Origin of the sequence: Streptomyces sp. NPDC001852, from assembly GCF_042891825.1 — a bacterium.
GTDB lineage: Bacteria > Actinomycetota > Actinomycetes > Streptomycetales > Streptomycetaceae > Streptomyces.
Genome location: NZ_JBIATN010000002.1, coordinates 224,303 through 247,120 on the forward strand (window position 1 = coordinate 224,303; position 22,818 = coordinate 247,120).

General features: G+C 71.0%; 18 protein-coding genes and 1 tRNA gene. 9 read left to right on the plus strand and 10 right to left on the minus strand.

The genetic code is table 11. The features are described 5' to 3' along the window. Positions 1-47: 47 nt before the first annotated feature. Positions 48-1,487 carry an MFS transporter gene (locus tag ACFYZB_RS03705; protein WP_388753889.1) on the plus strand — a complete coding sequence of 480 codons (1,440 nt, stop codon included), beginning with the start codon at positions 48-50 and terminating at the stop codon, positions 1,485-1,487. A gap of 234 nt (positions 1,488-1,721) precedes the next feature. Here the strand turns inward: ACFYZB_RS03705 and ACFYZB_RS03710 are convergent, their stop codons facing one another. Together ACFYZB_RS03710 and ACFYZB_RS03715 are read right to left on the minus strand one after the other, a co-directional pair. Beyond that, positions 1,722-2,603 carry a hypothetical protein gene (locus ACFYZB_RS03710; RefSeq protein WP_388753891.1) on the minus strand — a complete coding sequence of 294 codons (882 nt, stop codon included), beginning with the start codon at positions 2,601-2,603 and terminating at the stop codon, positions 1,722-1,724. Between the two features lie 58 nt (positions 2,604-2,661). Further along, positions 2,662-4,422, minus strand: a complete 1,761-nt coding sequence (locus ACFYZB_RS03715; protein ID WP_388753894.1) for a beta-galactosidase family protein — start codon at positions 4,420-4,422, stop codon at positions 2,662-2,664. Positions 4,423-4,521: 99 nt separating this feature from the next. Here ACFYZB_RS03715 and ACFYZB_RS03720 point away from each other — a divergent pair, with 99 nt between their 5' ends. The 7 genes from ACFYZB_RS03720 to pyk all read left to right on the plus strand — a co-directional run bounded on the left by ACFYZB_RS03720 (position 4,522) and on the right by pyk (position 14,140). Further along, entirely contained in the window at positions 4,522-5,439 is a 918-nt protein-coding gene (locus tag ACFYZB_RS03720) for a helix-turn-helix domain-containing protein (protein WP_388753897.1), read from the plus strand. A 5-nt stretch (positions 5,440-5,444) separates the two neighbouring features. Continuing rightward, positions 5,445-5,792, plus strand: a complete 348-nt coding sequence (locus tag ACFYZB_RS03725; RefSeq protein ID WP_388753900.1) for a chorismate mutase — start codon at positions 5,445-5,447, stop codon at positions 5,790-5,792. 386 nt (positions 5,793-6,178) lie between these two features. Then, positions 6,179-8,695, plus strand: a complete 2,517-nt coding sequence (gene pepN / locus ACFYZB_RS03730; protein ID WP_388753903.1) for an aminopeptidase N — start codon at positions 6,179-6,181, stop codon at positions 8,693-8,695. 112 nt (positions 8,696-8,807) lie between these two features. Then, on the plus strand, positions 8,808-9,638 hold the full coding sequence (locus tag ACFYZB_RS03735; protein WP_388753905.1) for an NAD(P)H-binding protein: 831 nt from the start codon (positions 8,808-8,810) through the stop codon (positions 9,636-9,638). Between the two features lie 143 nt (positions 9,639-9,781). Next, the gene (locus ACFYZB_RS03740) at positions 9,782-11,158 is read left to right on the plus strand and encodes a pyridoxal phosphate-dependent decarboxylase family protein (protein WP_388753907.1); all 1,377 of its coding nucleotides are present in this window, start codon (positions 9,782-9,784) and stop codon (positions 11,156-11,158) included. Further along, the gene (locus ACFYZB_RS03745) at positions 11,155-12,564 is read left to right on the plus strand and encodes a lysine N(6)-hydroxylase/L-ornithine N(5)-oxygenase family protein (protein ID WP_388753910.1); all 1,410 of its coding nucleotides are present in this window, start codon (positions 11,155-11,157) and stop codon (positions 12,562-12,564) included. The genes ACFYZB_RS03740 and ACFYZB_RS03745 overlap by 4 nt, the downstream gene beginning before the upstream one ends. 139 nt (positions 12,565-12,703) lie before the next feature. Continuing rightward, a complete protein-coding gene (gene pyk / locus ACFYZB_RS03750; protein WP_388753913.1) occupies positions 12,704-14,140 on the plus strand; it encodes a pyruvate kinase in 1,437 nt (478 codons plus the stop codon). Between the two features lie 12 nt (positions 14,141-14,152). Here the strand turns inward: pyk and ACFYZB_RS03755 are convergent, their stop codons facing one another. Both ACFYZB_RS03755 and ACFYZB_RS03760 read right to left on the minus strand, forming a co-directional pair. Then, complete coding sequence (locus ACFYZB_RS03755; protein WP_388753916.1) at positions 14,153-14,941, minus strand: helix-turn-helix domain-containing protein; 789 nt, start codon at positions 14,939-14,941, stop codon at positions 14,153-14,155. An 80-nt stretch (positions 14,942-15,021) separates the two neighbouring features. Next, positions 15,022-15,105, minus strand: a tRNA-Leu gene (locus tag ACFYZB_RS03760). Positions 15,106-15,201: 96 nt separating this feature from the next. Here ACFYZB_RS03760 and ACFYZB_RS03765 point away from each other — a divergent pair. After that, positions 15,202-15,861, plus strand: coding sequence for an ANTAR domain-containing response regulator (locus tag ACFYZB_RS03765; protein ID WP_388753919.1), 660 nt, complete (start codon positions 15,202-15,204; stop codon positions 15,859-15,861). Between the two features lie 60 nt (positions 15,862-15,921). Here the strand turns inward: ACFYZB_RS03765 and ACFYZB_RS03770 are convergent, their stop codons facing one another. The 6 genes from ACFYZB_RS03770 to ACFYZB_RS03795 all read right to left on the minus strand — a co-directional run bounded on the left by ACFYZB_RS03770 (position 15,922) and on the right by ACFYZB_RS03795 (position 22,816). Next, positions 15,922-16,638 (minus strand): ABC transporter ATP-binding protein, encoded by a 717-nt coding sequence (locus ACFYZB_RS03770; protein ID WP_388753922.1) that lies wholly within the window; start codon positions 16,636-16,638, stop codon positions 15,922-15,924. Further along, a complete protein-coding gene (locus ACFYZB_RS03775) occupies positions 16,635-17,582 on the minus strand; it encodes an ABC transporter ATP-binding protein (protein WP_388753925.1) in 948 nt (315 codons plus the stop codon). Before ACFYZB_RS03775 ends, ACFYZB_RS03770 begins: the two co-directional genes overlap by 4 nt. A gap of 6 nt (positions 17,583-17,588) precedes the next feature. Next, on the minus strand, positions 17,589-19,379 hold the full coding sequence (locus ACFYZB_RS03780) for a branched-chain amino acid ABC transporter permease (RefSeq protein WP_388754554.1): 1,791 nt from the start codon (positions 19,377-19,379) through the stop codon (positions 17,589-17,591). Between the two features lie 5 nt (positions 19,380-19,384). Further along, complete coding sequence (locus ACFYZB_RS03785; RefSeq protein WP_351209327.1) at positions 19,385-20,323, minus strand: branched-chain amino acid ABC transporter permease; 939 nt, start codon at positions 20,321-20,323, stop codon at positions 19,385-19,387. Positions 20,324-20,432: 109 nt separating this feature from the next. Continuing rightward, on the minus strand, positions 20,433-21,638 hold the full coding sequence (locus ACFYZB_RS03790; RefSeq protein WP_351209386.1) for a branched-chain amino acid ABC transporter substrate-binding protein: 1,206 nt from the start codon (positions 21,636-21,638) through the stop codon (positions 20,433-20,435). A gap of 686 nt (positions 21,639-22,324) precedes the next feature. Next, positions 22,325-22,816: a hotdog fold thioesterase gene (locus tag ACFYZB_RS03795; RefSeq protein ID WP_388753928.1), complete on the minus strand. Its 492-nt coding sequence runs from the start codon at positions 22,814-22,816 to the stop codon at positions 22,325-22,327. Between the last annotated feature and the right edge of the window lie 2 nt (positions 22,817-22,818).

The window sequence follows — 22,818 nt, forward strand, 5'->3', positions numbered from 1 at the left end:
TAGGTCGAACGAAATAAATCTGGAGCCGAGGAGCCAAGGAGACCTCCATGTCCGCAACACTCACCGAACCAGCCGCCACTGCCGCGGCGCCCCGTCCGCGCCGCTGGGCCGCCGCCGTCGTGATGATGATCGCGGCGCTGATGGACCTGCTGGACACGACGATCGTCAACGTGGCCGTGCCGTCCGTCAGCCGTGATCTGCACGCCTCGGCGAGCGACCTGCAGTGGGTCGTCTCCGCCTATCTGCTCGGCTTCGCCGCCGCCCTGATCGTCTCCGGTCACCTCGGCGACCGCATCGGCCGCCGCCCGCTCTTCCTCGCCGGCACGGCCGGTTTCGGGCTGGCGAGCCTCGCCTGCGGGATCGCCCAGTCGCCGGGGCAGCTGATCGCGGCCCGCGCGGTGCAGGGCGTCCTCGCCGCCGTGCTGGTGCCGCAGGTGATCGGCTCGTTCCGCACCCTCTTCACGGGCAAGGAGCGCGGGGCCGCCTTCGGGATGTACGGCGCCGTCGCCGGGTTCGCCTCCGCCGTCGGGCTGTTGCTCGGCGGGGTGCTCACGGACGCGGATCTCTTCGGCTGGGGCTGGCGCTCGGTCTTCCTGGTGAACGTGCCGGTGGCCGTGGCGACCTTCGTCGGCGGGCTGCTGCTGGTCCCGGCCACGCGGGAGCGGTCCGCGGGCCGGCCGGACGCCCTGGGCAGCCTGCTGCTGGCCGGCGGACTGGTCGCGATCGTGCTGCCACTGGTGCAGGGCCGGGAGAACGGCTGGCCGCTGTGGGGCTGGATCTGCCTCGGGGCGGGGGTCGTGACCGTGGCGGGGCTCGGGGTGTACGAGGCCCGGTGGCACCGGCCCGGGACGGTGCCCCTGCTGCCCGCCCGCGCCTTCCGGCTCCCCGCGTTCTCCGTGGGTGTCCTCGTCCAACTGCTGTTCTCCGTCGGCATGCAGGGCTTCTTCCTGGTCTTCGCGGTCTGGTTGCAGGCGGGCGAGCGGTACACGCCGATGCAGGCCGGGCTGGTGACGGTCGCCTTCTCGGCCGGCGGTTTCCTCACCGCGCCCGCCGCGGACGGGCTCGCCGTACGGTACGGGCGGCTGGTGCTGGGTGCCGGGGCGCTGCTGATGGCCGGCGGCTTCGGCTGGGTGTGGGCCGCGGTCGACCGGGCGCCGGCGGTGCACGCCGGGGCGTGGCCGCTGGCGCCGGGGCTGGTCATCGCCGGGTCGGGGCTCGGCTTCCTCGTGGTGCCGCTGGTGAACGTGGTGCTGTCGGCGGTGCCGGGGGAGTTGGCCGGCGGGGCGTCCGGCATCTTCTCGACGGCTCAGCAGTTCGGGGGAGCGGTGGGTGCCGGCGTGGTCGGCACGGTGTTCTTCGGGCAGGTGTCCACGGGGATGAGCGGGGCGCTGGCCGACGCGATGCCGTGGGTTGTCGGGGCGTTCGTGCTGTGCGGGGGCTTGTGCGCGGCGCTTCCTCGGCGGGGGTCGGCAGAGCAGCTCGGCTGACGATTCCGGGCCACCTGGGGGGCTCCGCCCCCAGACCCCCTGGCCAATCCGCCCACCCGACTCGGTCGGCTGAGAGGCGGGGCCGAAAGGAGCACGCCCCGGGCCGACCGAGCCGGGCCCCGCGCGTCCCGGCCGACCGGGTCGGGACCTGTGCTTCTCGGCCGACCGAGTCGGGTGGTGGGTGGGCGAGGCCGGGGGTCTGGGGGCGGAGCCCCCCAGCTTGGCGCGGCGAACCTACGTGTCGCACTCCAGCACCGTCCGGCACAGCCCGCACCGCGCCCGGACCCGCCCCTTCACCGGTACCCGGATCCGCTGGTGGCAGGTGGGACAGGAGAAGGAGACGCGGAGATGGCCGGCGGGGTCGGGGGAGAAGGAGTACGGGGCGGTCGGCTGGACACCGGACGTGTGCCGCCGGTCATGGGCGTACCGCCGTCGCCCCGCCCAGCCGGCGGCGGTCAGCGGCGGCTGCTGCTCGTCCCGGCGGGCGACGGCCATCCCCTTGACGTACGCGTCGTAGGCCTGCGGACTGGTGAACCACACCGAGGGGTCCTCGTGGAAGAGCAGCGCCCGCTTGGCCAGGACGTAACCGAACTCCTCCGGGGTGAGATAGCCCAGCTTCTGCGAGGACACCGCGTCCTCCCGGAAGGCGTCCAGCAGCAGCCAGCCGGCCCCGAGATACGTCGTCACCGTGTCCGTGAGGATCTCGTTCTCCGGCGTCGTGGGGAAGGAGAGGTCCAGGCGGTGGAGGTACACGTGCGCCACCTCGTGCGCGAGTGCCGCGCCGATGTCCCGGCGGTGGGTGCGGAAACGGTCGTTCAGCTCCACGAAGTACTCGGGTCCCGCGGCCAGTTCGACGTTCGCCGCATGGGTCATCTCCCGGAAGCCGACGATCAGCCGCGCGTCCGGCAGCCGGAAGTGCCGCACGATCTCGCGGGCCACCCGCTGCGCCCCCAGATGCAGGTCGTCGGTGTCGCAGAAGGCCACGTCGGCCGGGGCCAGGCTGGCCGAGAACGTCTGGACGGTGTCGTGGGACAGCCGCTTGTACAGCGCGGTGATGGCGGCCCGCACCGTCTCCAGGTGCGGGTAGCCGTGCTGGACCGGTCCGCCGTTCGCCACGTCCGCACCCCCAAAGACGCCGGAACCCCTCTCCACTGTAGGCGCGCCGGGCGCCCGGTCACACGGGCAGGAGCCGGGGCGCCGGCCGGTCCGGGTCCGTCTCCTGCAGTTCCAGCACCCACACCTCGTTCCCGCCCTCCCGCAGCACCGGGCCGGGGACGTACAGGGACCGCTGGGGGCCCACCGACCAGTAGCGGCCCAGGTTGAAGCCGTTGATCCAGACGAACCCGCGCGTCCAGCCGGGCAGCTCCAGCCGCGCGTCCCCGGCCCCGCGGACCGCGACGGTGGCCCGGTACAGCCCCGGTGCGCCCGCCGCGGGCAGCGGGCCGAACGGCACCGCGTCCACACCGCCGTCGAACGCGTCCAGATCCAGCCCACGCGCGCGAACCCCGTGCAGAAACTGCCGCTCGTGCAGGACGCCGCCGGTGATCCCCTTCGCCTCGCCGAAGCGCGGCCCGTAGTTCACCCGCCCGAGGGACTCCACCCACAGCTCCACGCGCGCGGGACCCGCGACGGGCTCCTTCAGGCGGGGCTCCTCCTCGGAGAGCACCCCGGCCCGTTCGCCGTCGACGTACACCACGGCGAGGTCCCGCAGCCCGCGCAGGGTCAGCGGGTACGGCCGCCGCGGGCCGGGCACGTCCACCTCGTAGCGCACCAGGCCCCGGGTGACGTGCAGTTCCTCGAAGGTGGGCGGCAGCGGGGCGACTCTCTCCTCGCCGCCCAGTGTCTCCAGGGTGTCGCCCAAGGAGGCCCAGCCGCCGAGGGCCACCTCGGCCGGGCGGGCCAACGGGGCGGGCTGTGGCGGCAGTTCGGGCAGCGGACCGGAGTGGTGTGCGGCCAGCACCTCGCGGAAGCGCCAGAACTTCTCCGTGGGGCGGCCGTACTCGTCCACGGGGGCGTCGTAGTCGTAGGAGGTCACGTCCGGCTCCAGCGGGCCCTCGTGCAGCTCGCCGCCGCCCCGGTTGGCACCCGCCCAGCCGCCGAAACTCGTACCGCCGTGCGCCATGTAGAGGTTCACCGACGCCCCGCACTCCAGGATCTCCCGCAGCGCCCCGGCGGCCTCCTCCGGGTCCCGTACGGCATGCTCGCCGGCCCAGTGGTCGAACCAGCCGCACCAGAACTCCATGCACATCAGCGGGCCCTCGGGGCGATGGCGGCGCAGGGTCTCGAAGGCCACGCGCGCGTGGGAGCCGAAATTCACCGTGGCGAGCACCCCGGGCAGCGAACCGCCGGTCAGCATGTGGTCCTCCGGGCCGTCCGAGGTGAACAGCGGAACCGTGACGCCCTTGGCGCGCAGCAGGCCGGCCAGGTGCTCCAGATAGCCGGTGTCACTGCCGTAACTGCCGTACTCGTTCTCCACCTGCACGAGGATCACCGGGCCGCCGCGGTCGATCTGCCGGGGCACGACCTCGTGCATCAGGTGGTGGAACCAGTGCTCCACATGGGACAGATAGCGCTCGTCACGCGTGCGCACGCGCGTGCCCGGCTCGCCCGTCACCCAGGGCGGCAGTCCGCCGTTCTCCCACTCGGCGCAGATGTAGGGGCCCGGCCGTACGATCGCCCACAGCCCGGCCTCCCGGACCGCGTCCAGGAACCGGCCGAGCGCCTGCACGTCCCGGTGGCCGCTGCCGGGTCGCGGCCGGTGCAGGTTCCAGGGGACGTACGTCTCCACGCAGTTCAGGCCCATCGCCCGCAGCATCGCCAGCCGGTGCCGCCAGTGCCCCTCGTGCACCCGGAAGTAGTGCAGCGCCCCGGACAGCAGCCGTACCGGCCGCCCGTCCAGCAGGAAGTCGGTCTCCCCCACCGTGAACTCGCTCATGCGCGCCAGCCTCACCCCTTCCGGCGGTCGGCGCCATGGACGAAGATCGTCGCTGCTTGGACAAAAGTCCGCCTCACTGCACGCCCGGGAGGAGCGCCGATGTACCAGACCTGGATGCGGTTCTTCAGCCCCGGCCCCGCCCACCACCGCCTCGGCCTGGTCTGCCTCGGCGTCGGCCTGCAGCACGGCGCCCTGCCCACGGTCGGCCCGCGCACCCTCGACCACCACGTGGCCGTCGTGATCAGCGCGGGCCGCGGCTGGCACCGGGGCGCCGACGGCCGCCGTACGACCGTCACCGCGCCCGCGCTGCTCTGGCTCACCCCCAAGGTGCCCCACCACTACGCTCCCGATCCGGACACCGGCTGGGACGAGGGCTTCGTCGACTTCGCCGGGCCCGCCACCACGACGTACACCGAGCTCGGCTACATCGAGCCCGAGCGGCCCGTCGTGCCGCTCTCCGACGCCTCCGGGCCCCGCGCGGTGGTCGCCCGCATCGCCCGCGCGGCGCGCCGCGGCAACCCGCTGCTGGAGGTGGAGACCGCGGCGGCCGTGCACGAACTGCTGGTCTCCCTGCGCCGCGCCCGTGCCGACCTCGCCCCGGACGGCGCCCAGGTGCTCCAGGCGCTCGAGCGGGACGCCTGCACGCCGATGAGCGTCGCCGACCACGCGCGCGTGCACGGCATGACGCCCGCGGAGCTGCGCAGTGCCGTGCGCCGGGCCGCCGGGTGCAGCCCCAAGGACTACCTGCTCGGCATCCGCCTCGGCCGCGCCAAGGAACTCCTCGCCGCCACCGAGCTGCCGGTCGCCGCCGTCGCCCGCCGCGTCGGCTACGACGACCCCGCGTACTTCTCCCGGCTGTTCACCCGCCGGGTGGGCCTCGCCCCGGTCCGCTTCCGTGCCCAGCAGGGCCGCAGCGTGCCCGGCGGCTGGAGCGACCGGGTACCGGACCCGGACGATCCGCCGATGATCCACTCTCCGGACAGCCCGGATGACCGGCCCGGAGAACCCATAGGGTGACATGCATGACCACCAGCAACACCGGAACCGGTGACGTGGACCCCGAGGTCCGCCAGGAACTGGAGCGGCTGCGCGACAGCATCGACAACATCGACGCGGCCGTCGTCCACCTGCTCGCCGAGCGGTTCAAGGCCACCCAGCAGGTCGGCCGGCTCAAGGCCGTGCACCAGCTGCCGCCCGCCGACCCGACCCGCGAGGCCCGCCAGATCGCGCGGCTGCGCCGCCTCGCCGAGAACGCCAAGCTGGACCCGGCCTTCGCCGAGAAGTTCCTGAACTTCATCATCGCCGAGGTGATCCGCCACCACGAGCGCATCGCCGAGGACACCGCCAACGGCCAGCAGGCGGCCGACTGACCCCGGCCGGGGCGGGCCGCCGTCCGGCCGGCGGTGGTGCCCACGGTCGCGGGCCGGAGGGGGATCGAAGGGGACAGGGAGCGGGCGGTCCGGGCCGGACGAGATCGGCCGGACGGGAGGGGGAGCGGGCGGTCCAGGGTCGGACGGGAACGGGCGGTCGAAGACCGGACGGGAACGGTCAAGAGCGAGCGGGGATCCTCCAGGATCGGACGCGAGCGGTCGGGTACGGCTCACATGGTCCAGGTGCGGTCCGGAGCGGCCAGACGCGGTCGGGGGGCGTGCGGAAGCGAGCCCGGCGCGGGTACGGTCGGGCAGCGAGCCGGACATATGCGGTGAAGCCGCCCACCCCCTGTGCGCTGTCAGTGCGATCAGGCAGCATGGCCTGCATGTCCGCACTCACGCGCGATGAAGCGCAGCTCCGAGCACAGCTCCTCGACGTCCACCGCTACACGGTCGAACTGGACCTCACGACCGGGGACGAGACCTTCGACTCCCGCACCGTGGTCCGCTTCACCGCGCGGTCCGCCGGGGACACGTTCGTGGAGCTGAAGCCCGTGGAGTTGCGCGCCGCCGAGCTCGACGGCGAGCCCCTCGACCCCGAGTCGCTCGACGACGGCCGGCTGCCGCTGAAGAACCTCTCCGCCGGGGAGCACGAACTGCGCGTCGACGCGGCCATGCGCTACTCCCGCACCGGCGAGGGCATGCACCGCTTCACCGACCCGAGCGACGGCGAGACGTACGTCTACACACAGATGTTCATGGACGACGTCCAACGTGTCTTCGCCGCCTTCGACCAGCCCGACCTGAAAGCCGTCTTCGAAGTCTGCGTGAAGGCGCCCGAGGGCTGGACCGTACTCGCCAACGGCGTCACCGAGCAGCGCGCCGACGGCCGCTGGCAGGCCGCTCCCACCCCGCTCATCTCCACCTACCTCGTCGCCGTCGCCGCCGGCCCCTGGCACTCGGTACGCACCGAACACCGCGGACTCCCCTTCGGCATCCACTGCCGCCGCTCCCTCGCGCCCCACCTGGAGGCCGACGCCGAGGAGATCCTCGACGTCACGCGCGCGTGCTTCGACCGCTACCACGAGAAGTTCGAGGAGCCGTACCCCTTCGACTCCTACGACCAGGCGTTCGTCCCCGAGTTCAACGCGGGCGCCATGGAGAACCCCGGCCTGGTCACCTTCCGCGACGACTTCGTCTACCGCTCCGCCGTCACCGACACCGAGCGGCAGACCCGCGCCATGGTCATCGCGCACGAGATGGCCCACATGTGGTTCGGCGACCTCGTCACCCTCAAGTGGTGGGACGACATCTGGCTGAACGAGTCCTTCGCCGAGTACATGGGCTACCAGACCACCGCCGAGGCCACCCGCTTCACCGGCCCCTGGACCGAGTTCGGCGTCACCCGCAAGGCCTGGGGCTACGACGCCGACCAGCGGCCCACCACCCACCCCGTCGCCCCCGAGAAGGTCGACGACACGGCCTCCGCGCTGCTCAACTTCGACGGCATCTCCTACGCCAAGGGCGCCTCGGCGCTGCGCCAACTCGCGGCCTGGCTCGGCGAGAAGGACTTCCTCGCCGGCATCAACACCCACTTCGCCCGCCACAGGTTCGGCAACGCCACCCTCGCCGACTTCATCGACTCCCTCGCCTCCGCCACCGAGCGCGACGTGCCCGGCTGGGCCGACAGCTGGCTGCGCACCACCGGCGTCGACACCCTGACCCCGGTGACCGCCTCCGCCGGGAGCACCTGCACGCTCACCGTCGACCGCACGGGCAGCCGCCCGCACCGCCTCACCGCCGGCCTGTACGACCACGACCCGGCCGACGAGGACCGGCTGGTGCTGCGCGAGCGCCTCGACCTCGACGTCCCGCAGAGCGCCCCGCAGCCCATCGGCAAGCGCCCCGCGCTGCTCGTGCTCAACGACGGCGACCTCACCTACGCCAAGGTCCGCTTCGACGCCGAGTCCTTCGACACGCTCCGCGCCGGCCTGTCGGGCCTGCCCGACCCGCTCACCCGGGCGGTCGTCTGGAACGCCCTCAGGGACGCCGTACGCGACGGCGAACTCCCGCCCGCCGCCTACCTGGAGACGGCCCGCGCCCACCTGCCGCGCGAGACCGACCTCGCCCTGGTCCAGGGCGTCCTCGCCTTCGCCTCCGGCCAGATCGCCGACCAGTACCTGACGCCCGAGGACCGGCCGGCCGCCCTGTCGACCCTCACCGCCCTCTGCCGCGACCTGCTGCGGCGCACCGAGGACGGCGACCACCCCGGCCTGCGCCTGATCGCCGTACGGCATCTGATCTCCGTGGCCGCCCACCCCGACACCATCGCCGCCTGGCTCGCCGACGGCACGGTGCCCGGCGGCCCCGAACTCGACCCCGAGCTGCGCTGGCGCATCCTCGGCCGGCTCGCCGTGCTCGGTGCCACCGACGAGGCCGCCATCGCCGCCGAGCTGGAGCGCGACCCGAGCGCCACCGGCCAGGAAGGCGCCGCCCGCTGCCGAGCCGCCCTGCCCGACCCGGAGGCCAAACGGGCGGCCTGGGAGGCGATGTTCGCCGGCGACGACCTGTCCAACTACCTGTTCACGGCCACCGCCCAAGGCTTCTGGCAGCCCGAACAGGCCGATCTGGTACGGGAGTACGTGCCGCGCTTCTACACCGACGCCGTCGCCGTCGGTGCCCGGCGCGGCCCCGCCATAGCGGTCGCCGCCGGCCGCTGGGCCTTCCCGGCCCATGCCGTCGACACCGAGAACCTGCGCCTCGGCGAGGCCTGTCTGCAGAGCACCGACCCCACCCCGGCACTGCGCCGCACCCTCGCCGACCGCCTCGACGACCTGGCCCGCGCCCTGCGGGTGCGCGGCGAACAGGACGGACCGATGGAACAGACGGCGCGCACGGAGTAAGCCCTGCGGCCTAGGGCGCGGCTGGTCCCTGCCGACGATGCGCCGGTCCGGACGGCCTTCCTAGGCTCGGGCTGTCAGGAACAACCAGTCCGATCCTTCGGAGGCAGTTTCCGTGATCGTAGTGACCGGCGCGACCGGCAATGTCGGCCGTGCCCTCGTCGACCGTCTCCTCGCCGCAGGCCGGCCCGTGCGGGCGCTCACCCGCGACCCGCAGCGGGCCGCCCTGCCCGTCGGCGCCGAGGTGGTCCGGTTCCAGCCGGACGACCCCGCCGCCCTGTTCGGCGGGGCGACGGCCCTCTTCCTGTACGCACAGGCCGGCACGCCCGACCTCCTGGCGGCCGCCCGCGCCCACGGGGTGCGGCATGTCGTGCTGCTCTCCAGCGGCATCATCCAGGAGGGCGCCGACGAGACCCATCCCATCCACGCCATGCACGCCACCGCGGAACAGCAGATCCGCGACAGCGGGCTCGACTGGACCTTCCTGCGCCCGAACGCCTTCGCCACCAACGCCCTGCAGTGGGCTCCGCAGATCCGCACCGGCGACGCCGTCCGGGGCGTGTTCGCGGAGGGGCTCTCCGCACCCATCCACGAGGACGACATCGCGGCCGTCGCCGAGCGGGTCCTGCTCGACAGCGGGCACGAAGGCGCCGTGCACCGGCTGACCGGACCCGAGGCGATCAGCAACGCCGGACAGCTCGCGGCGATCGGCGACGCCCTCGGCAGGGAGCTGACGTTCGTCGAGACAGACCCGCGCCAGGCGGGCCCGGAGCTGTTCCCGCACGTCCCGGCGCCCATGCTGGAGCGGCTGCTGCGCACCTTCGAGGAGACGGTCGGCGTGCAGCCGGAGATCACCGACACGGTGCAGAAACTCACCGGCACCCCGGCCCGTACGTTCGCCCGGTGGGCGCGGGACCACGCGGAGGACTTCGGCGGAAAGGCCTGAGCGCTCCGCCCGCGCCGTACCCACTTTCGGGTTCCGCTCGTTGGGCTTTCGGGACACACGGGGCTCTTCCCGTACAAGCTGGAAGCCCAAGGACCCGTAACAGCCGGAAGGCCAGGGTCGGTCCACGAGCGGAGGGACGGCCGATGAACGGTGAGGAGTCTCCACGCACGCCGGCCCTCGCCTCGGGCCCGCACGGCCCCGGCGCCCTGCGCCCCCTGCTCGACACCGTCCTCGACGCACTCGCGGCCGGTGCGCGATCGCGTGGCGGGCCCCTGCCCGGCGGGGGGCCCGAGGCCGTGACCGCGCGCATCGCCGCCGTGCTCGGGGACGTGCTGGCGGACCAAGGCGACCCCGACGCCCTGCGCGCCCTCGTGCACGCCCTGGCCGAGGGCGCCGCCGACCCCGCCGACCCGCTGTGCGCGGCGCATCTGCACTGCCCGCCGCTCGCCGTGGCCACCGCCGCCGACCTCGCCGTCAGCGCCCTCAACCCGTCCCTGGACTCCTGGGACCAGGCCCCGGCAGCCTCCGCCCTGGAGGCCGCGGTCACCCGCGCCCTGGCCCGCGCCACCGGTCTCGCCGACGCCCTCGTCACCACCGGCGGCACCGAGTCCAACCAGCTCGCCCTGCTGCTCGCCCGCGAGGCGCACGGCGGCAGCGTCCGGCTGGTCTGCGGGGCGAACGCCCACCACTCGCTGCCGCGCGCCGCCTGGCTGCTCGGCCTGCCCGACCCGGTCGTCGTCCCAGCGGCGGGCGGCACCCTCGACCTCGCCGCCCTGGACGAGGCCCTCACCACCCTCTCCGGGCCGCTGCTGGTCGCCGCCACCGCCGGCACCACCGACGCCGGCCTCATCGACCCGCTGCCCGAGATCGCCGGCCTGTGCGCCGCGCACGGCGCCCGCCTGCACATCGACGCCGCCTACGGCGGAGGCCTGCTCTTCAGCGACCGGCACCGGGAGAAACTCGCCGGGCTGGACGCCGCCCACACCGTCACCCTGGACCTGCACAAGCTCGGCTGGCAGCCGGTCGCCGCGGGCCTCCTCGCCGTCGCCCGCCCCAGCGAACTCGCCGTGCTCCACCAGCACGCCGACTACCTGAACGCCGACGACGACACCGAGGCCGGGCTCCCCGACCTGCTCGACCGCTCCCTGCGCACCACCCGCCGCCCCGACGTCCTCAAGACCGCGGTCACCCTGAAGACCCTCGGCCGCACCGGACTCGGCGCCCTCGTCGACCAGGTCTGCGCCCACGCGCGCGAGTTCGCCGCACTGGTCGAGGAGCACCCCGGCTTCGAGCTGTACGACCGGCCCGTCATCAGCACCGTCCTGTTCCGGCCCGCAGGCGCCGCCGACGCCGCCGTGGCCGCCGTACGCCGCAGGCTGCTGCACGAGGGCCGGGCCGTCCTCGGGCGGACCCGGCTGGACGGCCGTCTCTGGCTCAAGGCCACCCTGCTCAACCCCCACACCCGGCCGGACGACCTGGTCCAGCTCCTGAAACTCGCAGAAGAAGGCACCCGCGCATGACCAACCCCCCACGCCACGAGCCCACCTCCCCCCGCGACCTGGTCGGCGTCGGCATCGGCCCGTGCAACCTCTCCCTCGCCGCCCTCGCCCATCCGCTCGCCGAGCTCGACGCCGTCTTCTACGAGCAGCGTCCCGGCTTCGACTGGCACCCCGGCCTGCTCATCGAGGGCGCCACCATCCAGGTGCCGTTCCTGGCCGACCTGGTGACCCTCGCCGACCCGACCAGCCAGTGGAGCTTCCTGAACTACCTCAGGACCCGCGAGCGGCTCTTCCCCTTCTACTTCGCCGAGCGCTTCCACATCCAGCGCGCCGAGTACGACGCCTACTGCCGCTGGGTCGCCCAGAGCCTGCCCGGGCTGCACTTCCGCCACCAGGTCGACGCGGTCCGCTGGAACCCCGAACAGGACGTGTTCGAGGTCGACTTCACCCAGCTCGACGCCGAGGGCGAGGCCGAGGCGCTGGGCCGCACCTGCACGCGCAACGTCGTACTGGGCGTCGGCAGCGCGCCCTACGTGCCCGATCCGCTCAAGCCCCTGGTCGACGCCCCGGGCGTGCCGGTCGTCCACGCCGCCGACTACCTGGACCACCGTTCCGAGATCCTCGCCGCCGAGCACGTCACCGTCGTCGGCTCGGGACAGTCCGGTGCCGAGGTCTTCCTCGACCTGCTCAGGCACCGCCCCGCCGGGCGGGAGAAGCTGCACTGGATCGGCCGCAGCGAGGCGTTCGCGCCGATGGAGTACTCCAAGCTGGGCCTGGAGCACTTCACCCCCGACTACACCCGCTTCTTCCACGCCCTCGCCGAACCCGTCCGGGACCGACTGGTCTCCGCCCAGTGGCAGCTGCACAAGGGCATCGACGCCGGCACCCTCGCCGCCATCCACGACGAGCTGTACCGGCGCACCCTGCACGGCGGCTGGCCCGACGCCGTCCTCACCCCGGGCGTCCGGGTCCGCACGGCCGGCCGGATCGCCACCACCAAGGTCGAGCTGCACCTGGAACACCTCCAGCAGGACAGCCGCTCCCGGCTGACGACCGACGCCGTCGTCCTCGCCACCGGCTACCGCGAGCGCCCGCTCGACCGCATCCTCGCCGGGCTCGACCCCTATCTGCGCCGCGACAGCGGCGAACGCCTGCGCGTGGACGAGGAGTTCCGGCTCGTCCTCGACCCGTCCGTGACCGGCTCGGTCTACGTCCAGAACGCCGAGCTGCACACCCACGGCGTGGGCGCACCCGACCTCGGCCTCGCCGCCTGGCGCAGCGCCACCATCCTCAACTCCCTCACCGGAAAGGACCCTTACCCGCCCGCCACCCGAACCGCCTTCACCACCTTCGGTCTCCAGGAGGACCGGGCCCGGGTGCCGCAGGGCCGCCAGGCACAGCACCTCATCCCCCTGGTCGACCGGTGATCCTGGAAACGACAGCAATTCGCTCATCGGAGCGAGCAGTCGCACAATTCAACACTTGTCAATGACCATTTACTCAAAGGTTGTTGAGTGGTCATGTGCGACCGATTATCTACCCACGGGTAAGGCCTAGGCTCGACCTATGCGCCGAGCAAAGATCGTCTGTACTCTGGGGCCCGCCACCGACTCGTACGACCAGATCAAGGCACTGGTCGACGCCGGAATGGACGTGGCCCGGTTCAATCTCAGCCACGGCACCCACGCCGAACACGAGGAGCGCTACCGGCGAGTGCGCAAGGCCGCCGACGAAACCGGCCGCAGCGTCGGAATTCTCGCTGACCTTCAAGGTCCGAAGATCCGGCTCGGCCGTTTCAGTGAAGGACCGGTACTCCTTGAACGCGGCGACACGTTCACCATCACCGTCGAGGAGGGCGTCGAGGGCGACCGCCACCGGTGCGGCACCACCTACGCCGGCCTCGCCGCCGACGTCAGCCCCGGTGAGCGCGTCCTCGTGGACGACGGCAAGGTCTGCCTGGAGGTCACCGCCGTCGACGGCCCGCGCGTCCACACCCTCGTGGTCGAGGGCGGCATGGTCTCCGACCACAAGGGCCTGAACCTCCCCGGCGTCGCCGTCTCCGTCCCCGCCCTCTCCGAGAAGGACGAGGAGGACCTGCGCTGGGCGCTGCGCACCGGCTTCGACGTCATCGCGCTCTCCTTCGTCCGCAGCGGCGACGACGTCAAGGGCGTGCACCGGATCATGGCCGAGGAGGGCCGCCGCCTCCCGGTGATCGCCAAGGTCGAGAAGCCGCAGGCCGTGGCGAACCTCGACGGCATCGTGGCCGCCTTCGACGGGCTCATGGTCGCGCGCGGCGACCTGGGCGTGGAGATGCCCCTGGAGCAGGTGCCGATCGTGCAGAAGCGCGCGGTCAAGCTCGCCAAGCGCAACGCCAAGCCGGTCATCGTCGCCACGCAGATGCTCGACTCGATGGTCGACAACTCCCGGCCCACCCGCGCCGAGGCCTCCGACGTGGCCAACGCGGTCCTCGACGGCACGGACGCGGTGATGCTCTCCGGCGAGACCAGCGTCGGCAAGTACCCGGTCGAGACCGTACGCACCATGGCGAAGATCGTGGCGGCGGCCGAGGAGGACATGCTGGCCAAGGGACTGCCGCCGCTGACGGAGCGGAACAAGCCGCGGACCCAGGGCGGCGCGGTCGCCCGTGCGGCGGCGGAGATGGGCGACTTCCTCGGTGCGAAGTTCCTGGTCGCCTTCACCCAGTCGGGAGACACCGCCCGCCGCCTCTCCCGCTACCGCTCCCCGATCCCCCTCCTGGCCTTCACCCCCGTGCCGGCCACCCGCTCCCAGCTCAGCCTCACCTGGGGCGCGGAGACCTTCCTCGGCCCGCACGTCGACTCCACCGACGCCATGGTCGAGCAGGTGGACGAGCTGCTGCTGAAGTACGGCCGCTGCGAGAAGGGCGACATCGTGGTGATCACGGCCGGCTCGCCGCCCGGGGTGTCCGGCTCGACCAACATGGTGCGGGTCCACCACATCGGGGAGGACGACAGCCCGAAGTAGGTGGGGCGAGGGTCAGTACTTCGGGCCGACGTGGGCGTCCATGAGGGCCACCGAGGCTTTGCGGGCGACGGAGATGTTGAACGGATCGCTCCCGCGGGCCAGTGTGGTCCACTCGACCCCGACCAGGTCGAGGGCGTCCGTGAATAGCTTCCTGATGTCGTCCGACTTGTTGGTGAAGAAGTAGCGCGGGTATTCGTACCGCTTGCGCTCACCGGCGACCGTGCGGGTCGTCCAGTTGGTGATCCGGCAGCCGTCGGAGTGGATGAGGCCTCGGATGAAGTCCCAGGGGTGGGCGTCGACGATGGCTTGCTGCCAGGGTTCGAGGGTGATTGAGCGATCGTGCTTCTTGCCGGGGCCGTGTTGAGGGAACAGACAGTGCAGGTGCTTCGAGTAGACCTTCACGTTGCGGCAGCCGGTCTTGCGGACGCGGCAGACGGAGTTCTCGGGAAAGACCGCGCGCATGGCCTGCTCGCAGTTGTCCATGAGCCCAGGCCATGATTCCGTACAGGCGATCATGAGGTTGGGCACCCTGTGCGCGGAGTAGTGGCTGATGTGGCCATCGCCGAGGTAGAGGCCGAGCAGATAGCTGTAGGCCGGCTTGTCGAGTTCACGTCCGTCGCACCGGGGGCACTTCGGCTCGTGCTTACCTGGACACTCGCCGCGCTTCGCTCGGTCTATGTGCTTCCAGTAGCTGATCGTCCCGTTGGGCACGTTGAGCTTGCGTGCCACGTCCGCGTTCTTCGCTCCGCCGCGCAGCAGTACGAGGGCCTTTTGTCGCACTTCAGTGCTATGGAAGTTCATGCGGCCACTGTGCGTGATTGATCGTGACCCCATGCAGCAGAAAGCGGAAGATCACGCGAACGTGATCCTCCGCTTACGAGTGCCGGGTATGGGATTCGAACCCACACGTCCTTTCGGACAGAGGTGTTTGAGACCTCCGCGTCAACCAGTTGCGCCAACCCGGCTCAGTAACCCTGGAGGAGTGTACCGGGTCCCCAGTGCTAAGCGCAGCTAGGTAGGCTCTTGTCAGCAGTACCCCTGCCCAGGACCAAGGAGCCTCAGTGACCGCCCCCGAGTCGCCCCAGCCCGTAGACGCGCCCGACGACGACAAGTCGCACGTGCCTCCGCTGACGACCCGTGTCGTCATCGCCGAGGACGAGGCCCTGATCCGGCTCGACCTGAAAGAGATGCTGGAGGAGGAGGGGTACACCGTCGTCGGCGAGGCCGGGGACGGCGAGCAGGCCGTCGAGCTGGCCCGCGAGCACCGGCCGGACCTGGTCATCCTCGACGTGAAGATGCCCAAGCTCGATGGAATCTCGGCCGCCGAGAAGATCGCCGAGGAGTCCATCGCGCCGGTGCTGATGCTCACCGCCTTCTCGCAGCGCGACCTCGTCGAACGCGCTCGGGACGCCGGGGCCATGGCGTACCTGGTCAAGCCGTTCAGCAAGAGTGACGTGGTCCCGGCCATCGAGATGGCCGTCTCCCGCTTCACCGAGCTGAAGCAGCTGGAGCAGGAGGTCGCCGACCTCACCCAGCGCCTGGAGACCCGCAAGCTGGTGGACCGCGCGAAGTCGATCCTGCAGACGGAGTACGGCCTGACCGAGCCGGCCGCGTTCCGCTGGATCCAGAAGACCTCCATGGACCGCCGGATGTCGATGCAGCAGGTGGCGGAGGCGGTCATCGCGGACAACGAGGAGAAGAAGGCGGCCAAGAAGGGCTGACCTGTACGGCAAAGGCCCGCGCCCCGGAGAAGGGGGCGCGGGCCTTTGCCGTCGTAGGGGTCAGTCCTCGCCGAGGTAGGCCTTGCGGACCGACTCGTCGTGCAGCAGGTCCTGGCCCGTGCCCGAGAGGACGATGTTGCCGACCTCCATGACATGACCCTGGTCGGCGAGCGAGAGCGCGGCCTGGGCGTTCTGCTCGACCAGCAGGATCGTGGTGCCCTGGGACTTCAGCTCGGTGATCGTCGCCATGATCTTCTGCATCATGATCGGCGACAGGCCCATGGACGGCTCGTCCAGCATCAGCAGCTTCGGCCGGGACATCAGTGCCCTGCCCATCGCCAGCATCTGCTGCTCACCGCCGGAGAGGGTGCCCGCGGCCTGCTTGCGCCGTTCGCCGAGGATGGGGAAGAGGTCGTAGGCGCGCTGGATGTCCTTCTCGATGCCCTCCTTGTCCTTGCGGAGGAAGGCGCCGAGCTGCAGGTTCTCGGCGATGGTCAGGCGCGGGAAGATGTGCCGGCCCTCGGGGGAGTGGGCGAGTCCGAGGGCGACGATCTTGTGCGCCGGCACGCCGGTGAGCGGTTTGCCGTCGAAGACGATCTTCCCGGACGTGGGCTTGAGCAGGCCCGACAGGGTGCGCAGCGTCGTCGTCTTGCCGGCGCCGTTGGTGCCGATGAGGGTGACGACCTGGCCGGCCTCGACGCTGAACGAGATGCCCTTGACGGCCTCGATCTTGCCGTAGGCGACCCTGAGGTCCTCGACCTCCAGCAGTGCGGTCACTGGGCCTCTCCCTCGGTGGTGCTGGTGCTCTCCGCGTTTTCGGCCGGTTCGGTGCCGGTGGCGGAGTCCGCGGCCTCGGCTTCTGCGGCTCCGGCTTCTGCGGCCTCGGCTTTCGCGGCGGCTGCGGCCCCGGCCTCGGCGGCCTCGACCTCCGCGGCCTCCGCCTCGCCCGGGTCGCCCTCGAAGGGCTCACCCAGGTAGGCGGCGACGACGCGCTCGTCGGCCTGTACGACGTCGGAGGTGCCCTCGACGAGTTTCTCGCCCTGCACGAGCACGGCGACCCGGTCGCACAGGTTGAAGATGAAGCGCATGTCGTGCTCGATGACGAGGACGGCGATGCCCTTGTCCCGGATGGCGAAGACGAGTTCCTCGGTGGACCGGGTCTCCTGCGGGTTCATACCGGCCGTCGGCTCGTCGAGCAGCAGCAGGCCCGGCTCGCTCGCCAGTGCCCGGGCGATCTCCAGCTTGCGCTGCTCGCCGTAGGGCAGGTTGCGCGCGAGGTGGTCGCGCTTGGCGGCGAGGCCGACGAACTCCAGGAGTTCCATGGCCTTCGCCTCGGACTCCTTCTCGGCCTTGCGGAACCCGGGGCCGCGCAGCAGGGCGGACCACAGGCCCTCCTTGGTCCGCGTGTGGCGGCCCACCAGGACGTTCTCCAGCACGGTCATGTTGGCGAACAGCCGGATGTTCTGGAAGGTTCGGGCGATGCCCGCCTGCGTCACCAGGTGCGGCTTGGGCGGCAGCACCTTGCCCTGGTAGGCGACCGTTCCCTCGGTGGGGACGTACAGGCCGGTGAGGCAGTTGAAGAAGGTCGTCTTGCCGGCGCCGTTGGGGCCGATGAGGCCGACGATCTCGCCGCTGTTGACCGTGAAGTCGACGGACCGGACGGCGGTCAGACCGCCGAAGCGCATCGTGACGTCACGGGCTTCGAGTACAGGTGTCGTCATGGTTCCTCACGCCCCTGCCTTGCTGACGGCCGCGTCGTCGGTCAGCGTCTTCTGTTCCGGTACGTCGAGCTGGCCGGTCTCGTGGAACTCCAGCTGGCGGCGGCGGTTGGCGATGATGCCCTCCGGCCGGAAGCGCATCAGCAGGATCAGCGCGAGGCCGAAGGCGAACAGCTCGTAGTTCTGCAGGAACTGGAGCTTCTCCGGGACCAGGTAGAGCACGCTCGCGCCGAGGAGCGGGCCGCTGACGGTGCCCATGCCGCCGAGGACGACGGCGGCGAGGAGGAACGCCGAGTTGGGCGGGGCGGCGCCGGCGAACTGGTACGGCTGCGGGTTGACGCTGTAGTTGACGTGTGCCATCACGGTGCCGGCGAGGCCCGCGAGGGAGGCGCCGAGCGCGAAGGCGATGAGCTTGACCCGGAAGCCGTTGATGCCCATGGCGGTGGCGGCGGTCTCGTCCTCGCGGATGGCGATCCACGAGCGGCCGATACGGGAGTCGGCGGCGCGGGTGAAGACGAGGACGACGATCGCCGTGATGAGGAGCATCAGGAAGAGGTAGTTGGCGAAGCGGCCGAGGGTGAACCCGCCGACGTCGTGGGCGTCACCGAGGTTGAACCCGAAGATCTTGATGTCGGGGATCTGGGTGATGCCGTTGGGGCCGCGTGTGACGTTCGGTCCGGAGTCGCCGTCCAGGCTGTTGACGGTGATGCGGAAGATCTCTCCGAAGCCGAGGGTGACGATGGCCAGGTAGTCGCCGCGCAGTCGCAGCGTGGGCCCGCCGATCAGGACGCCGAAGACCAGCGAGGCGGCCATGCCGGTGAGGGCGGCGGCCCAGAACGGGAAGTGGACGTTGTACGGGGAGTATTCGGAGCCGGAGACCAGGGCGGCCGCGTAGGCGCCGACGCCGAGGAAGGCGACGTAGCCGAGGTCGAGCAGTCCGGTGAGGCCGACGACGATGTTCAGGCCGAGGGCGACGGTGGCGAAGATGAGGATGTTGACGCCGATGTTGGCGTTGTGGTCGTCGCTCTGGGTGAAGGGGAAGATGACGGCGGCGACGAAGGCGAGGGTCGTGGCGAAGCCCTTGTGGCGGGCGGACATCGTCGCGTACCGGTCGAGGAGGCCGGCGTGGACGAGGCCCCAGGCGGCGAGGACGAGGACGAGCAGGAAGCCGATGAAGGTTTCGCTGTCGTCGTCGTTGATGCCGATGCCGTAGGTGAAGACGACCAGGGCGAGGGCGGTGCCGATGGTGATGACGGCGCGCTCGGCGAGTGGCGAGAGGGTGCCGGGCCGGGGCTGGTCGGGCTTGGTGAGATAGCCGCGCAGGCCGGTGCCGGGGGCCGGGTGGGGCAGTGCGAGGGCGCCGATGACGGGCAGTGCGGAGGCGGCCATCGCCACGAAGGCGCCGGGGTCGAGGTTGACCAGGCCGCCGAGGTCGACGGCGATGGCGATGCCGGTGAACCAGCAGACGGCGAACGCCGAGAGGGCGATGAGGAGGACCGGGCTGGTGGCCTTGCCCGGGTTGAGCCGGTCCAGCCCTGGTACGTTCCACAGGGTGAGTCCGTACAGCAGGGTGAGGGCGCCTGCCACGAGGGCGATGACCTGCAGGCCCGCCGGGTAGCCGTAGATCGTCAGGTCGCCGGGGAAGGTCGGGGTCCAGGTCCAGCTGAGGAAGGTGCTGGCGATGGTGCCGATCGCGCCGGCCGCGATGAGCAGGCGGGCCGCGGCCGGGGGGAGCGGGACGGGTCCGGGCCCGGCCGGTTCCGGCGTTGTGGCGGTGGTCTCGGTGGTGGTGTCGGTCATGCTGCTCACGCCCTGTCCGCGACGCGTTCGCCGAGCAGGCCCTGTGGCCTGAAGAGGAGTACGAGAATCAGGAGGACGAAGGCCCACACCGGGGCCCAGCTGCCGCCGCCGAGCTGGTGCATGCCGGGGACGTCGGCGATGTAGGCGGTGGCCATGGCCTCGGCGAGGCCGAGGACGAGGCCGCCGAGCATGGCGCCGTAGATGTTGCCGATGCCGCCGAGGACGGCCGCGGTGAATGCCTTCAGGCCGGCGAGGAAGCCCATGTCATAGGAGACCGAGCCGTACTTGAGGCCGTAGGAGACACCGGCGACGGCCGCGAAGAAGCCGCCGATCGCGAAGGCGATGACGATGATGCGGTTGGTGTCGATGCCCATCAGCTGGGCGGTGTCCGGGTCCTGGGCGGTGGCCTGCATGGCGCGGCCGGTGCGGGAGAGCCGGACGAAGAAGGCGAGGACGGCCATGCACACCGGGGCGGCGATGATCAGGAAGACGTCACCGCTCTGCACGGTGACGGAGCCGAGGTGCAGGGGGCCGAACGGCAACTGAGGGAAGACGCGGGCGGACTTGGCGTCGCCGCCGACGTGGTACCAGTTGAAGACCGCCTGCTGCAGCGCGAGCGACAGGCCGATGGCGGTGATCAGGGGGGCGAGGCGGGGCGCGCCGCGCAGGGGGCGGTAGGCGAAACGTTCGGCGCCGACGGCGATGAGCACGGCGACCAGTGCACCGCCGATCAGCATCGCCGGCAGGGCTATCCACATGGATATGCCGTCCGGCAGGGCGAGGTAGACCGTGAGGGCGCCGAAACCTCCGGTCATGAAGATCTCGCCGTGGGCGAAGTTGATGAGCTGGACGATGCCGTACACCATCGTGTAGCCGATGGCGATCAGCCCGTACATCGAGCCGAGGAACAGCCCGTTGGCCAGCTGCTGCGGCAGGGTGTTCACCGCATGGCCTCCATGTGGTGGGGAGAGTCAAGGGGGCGGTAGAAGGCGGGCCGCGCGGTGACGGTGGTCTGCGCCGCGCGGCCCTGGTGAGGCGATGTGCTTGGGTGGCTTACTTGGGGCTGGCCGTACCGCTCTTGACGGACTTCCACACGCCGTTGGTGACCTGGTAGACGGTCAGCTGCTTGTTCGTGGTGTCGCCGTACTCGTCGAAGGAGATCTTGCCGGAGATGCCGTCGAAGGAGGTCTTCTGGACGGCGTCGACGATCTGGGCGCGGGCGTCGGACGGAATCTTGCCGTCCTTCACGACCTGGCCGACGGCCTTGATGATGGCGGTGGCGGCGTCGTAGGCGTAGGAGCCGTAGGTGCCGTAGTCACCGGGGTACTTCTTGGCCTTGTAGGTGGCGACGAAGTCCTTGGCGGCGGGCAGGGTGTCGACCGGGACGCCGATGGAGGTGGCCAGGTCGCCTTCGGCGGCCTTGCCGGCGGTCTTGATGTAGGTCGGGGTGAACATGCCGTCGCCGCCGAACAGCGGGATCTTGGCGCCGGCGTCCTTGAGCTGCTTGGTCAGCACCTCGGACTCGTCGTACTGGCCGCCGTAGTAGAGCAGGTCGGCACCCGAGTTCTTGATCTTGGTGACCAGGGTGGAGAAGTCACGGTCGCCGGTGTTGACGTGGTCGGTGCCGATGACCTTGCCGCCCTGCTTGGTGAACTGCTCCGTGAAGATCTTGGAGAGGCCGGCGCCGTAGGTCTGCTTGTCGTCGACGACGAACGCCTTCTTCGCGTGGACGCCGTTGTAGGCGTAGTCCGCCGCGTAGGCGCCCTGAAGGGCGTCGGTGGTGGCGGTGCGGAAGTAGGTCTTGAACGGGCGGGACTTGCTGGTCTGCCAGTTCTTGCCCTGGGTGAGCTCGGGGTTGGTGTTGGACGGGGAGATCTCCACCAGGTTGGCGGTGGCGAAGACCTGCTGCATCTGTGTGGCCACACCGGAGTTGAGCGGGCCGACGACGCCGAGCACGGTCTTGTCGGAGACGAGCTGGGTGGCGTTCTGCTGGCCGGTGGCGGGGATCGCCTTGTCGTCCAGTGGCTTGATCTTGAAGGTGACGCCCGGAACCGTCTTGTTCTTGTTGGCGTCGTCGACGGCGATCTGGGCGCCGTACTCAATACCCAGGCCCGTCGCGGAGTTCTGGCCGGTCAGCGGAGCATCGACGCCGATCGTGACCACGTTGCCGCTGTCGCCGCCCTTGCTGTCGTTGTTGCGGGAGCCGCAAGCGGTGAGAGTCAGAGCTCCGGTGGTCAGCACGGAGGTAAGAATCACCAGAGAACGCTGTCGCACTATCGATCCTTTCCGCAGGCATGTTCCGTCCCTTGCGGGGGACGGGGGATGCCGGCCGGTACCGAACTCCCTATGGAGCGGTGACTGGCGGTGACTCTAAGCGTGTGTGAGGAACGTGGAGGAGTGCTTGACCAAGGCTGTGACGCTCTTGTTATGACACGAGGTAATGCAGAGCGGTACAGCGTGGGGGGAAAGCAGGAATTCGGCCCGATTCACCCCGTCCGCATTCTGAGAACCTGCAGGCCTTGCCGTAATAAGTTCAGGTGTCTCAGGGGTTTTGGTGATTACGTGACACCGTTGCCGCAGGCGACTCCCGGGGCGCTGGGCGGTGTTGTGCATCGGGAGGCGCGGAAGTCGACGTATGAATGCGCATTGCAAACACATTACGCAGCGTTACGCGCGTGAAAAGGAAGGCGCGGCTGGAAAGCGAGGCGCCGGAACTTCTTCCCGTTTCCGCGCCGGATGCGGCCGCCGCGTGACGGGCGGCCGGGGTGGCACGTGGCGCGTCACGGCGCCGTGGGTGGGGTGCGTGCCTGTTGCCGGGGTGGCCGGCCACCAGGCCCGCTGGGTGGGCTCCGGCGGTCCTGGCGGCTCGTCAATTCAACGGCCGAATCGGCCCGTTGCCATTCGCGGTCGAGGTCCGTGGCCGGCCGGCCCGCCGGTCGCTGTCGTCAGGCGCCGGTGCCCCGGCCGCGCGGGGCGTCGTCCTTGCTCACGTCCCGCAGCAGGCAGGTCAGCCGGGCGCTGCACACCCGGCGGCCCTCCTCGTCGCTGATCACGATCTCGTAGGTCGCCGTCGAACGGCCCCGGTGCACCGGCGTGGCCACACCGGTCACCAGGCCCGAGCGGACCCCGCGGTGGTGCGTGCAGTTCAGGTCCACGCCGACGGCGATCTTCGAGCTGCCGCCGTGCAGCATGGAGCCGACCGAGCCGAGGGTCTCGGCCAGCACCGCGGAGGCGCCGCCGTGCAGCAGGCCGTACGGCTGGGTGTTGCCCTCCACCGGCATCGTCCCGACGACCTTCTCCGCCGAGGCCTCCAGGATCTGCACACCCATCCGCGTACCGAGATGCCCGGCCGAGAACAGGGCGGGCAGGTCGACACCGAGCGCCGCGTACTCGTCGATGACCTCCTGCGGGAATTTCACCTGCTGCTGCTCGCCCATGG

Coding starts and splice junctions, on each gene's coding strand:
- ACFYZB_RS03715 (WP_388753894.1), bottom strand. CDS start 4,422: ATGAGCGAGTTCACGGTGGGGGAGACCGACTTCCTGCTGGACGGGCGG.
- pepN (WP_388753903.1), top strand. CDS start 6,179: ATGTCCGCACTCACGCGCGATGAAGCGCAGCTCCGAGCACAGCTCCTC.
- ACFYZB_RS03755 (WP_388753916.1), bottom strand. CDS start 14,941: ATGAACTTCCATAGCACTGAAGTGCGACAAAAGGCCCTCGTACTGCTG.
- ACFYZB_RS03725 (WP_388753900.1), top strand. CDS start 5,445: ATGACCACCAGCAACACCGGAACCGGTGACGTGGACCCCGAGGTCCGC.
- ACFYZB_RS03720 (WP_388753897.1), top strand. CDS start 4,522: ATGTACCAGACCTGGATGCGGTTCTTCAGCCCCGGCCCCGCCCACCAC.
- ACFYZB_RS03795 (WP_388753928.1), bottom strand. CDS start 22,816: ATGGGCGAGCAGCAGCAGGTGAAATTCCCGCAGGAGGTCATCGACGAG.
- ACFYZB_RS03775 (WP_388753925.1), bottom strand. CDS start 17,582: ATGACGACACCTGTACTCGAAGCCCGTGACGTCACGATGCGCTTCGGC.
- pyk (WP_388753913.1), top strand. CDS start 12,704: ATGCGCCGAGCAAAGATCGTCTGTACTCTGGGGCCCGCCACCGACTCG.
- ACFYZB_RS03745 (WP_388753910.1), top strand. CDS start 11,155: ATGACCAACCCCCCACGCCACGAGCCCACCTCCCCCCGCGACCTGGTC.
- ACFYZB_RS03780 (WP_388754554.1), bottom strand. CDS start 19,379: ATGACCGACACCACCACCGAGACCACCGCCACAACGCCGGAACCGGCC.
- ACFYZB_RS03705 (WP_388753889.1), top strand. CDS start 48: ATGTCCGCAACACTCACCGAACCAGCCGCCACTGCCGCGGCGCCCCGT.
- ACFYZB_RS03740 (WP_388753907.1), top strand. CDS start 9,782: ATGAACGGTGAGGAGTCTCCACGCACGCCGGCCCTCGCCTCGGGCCCG.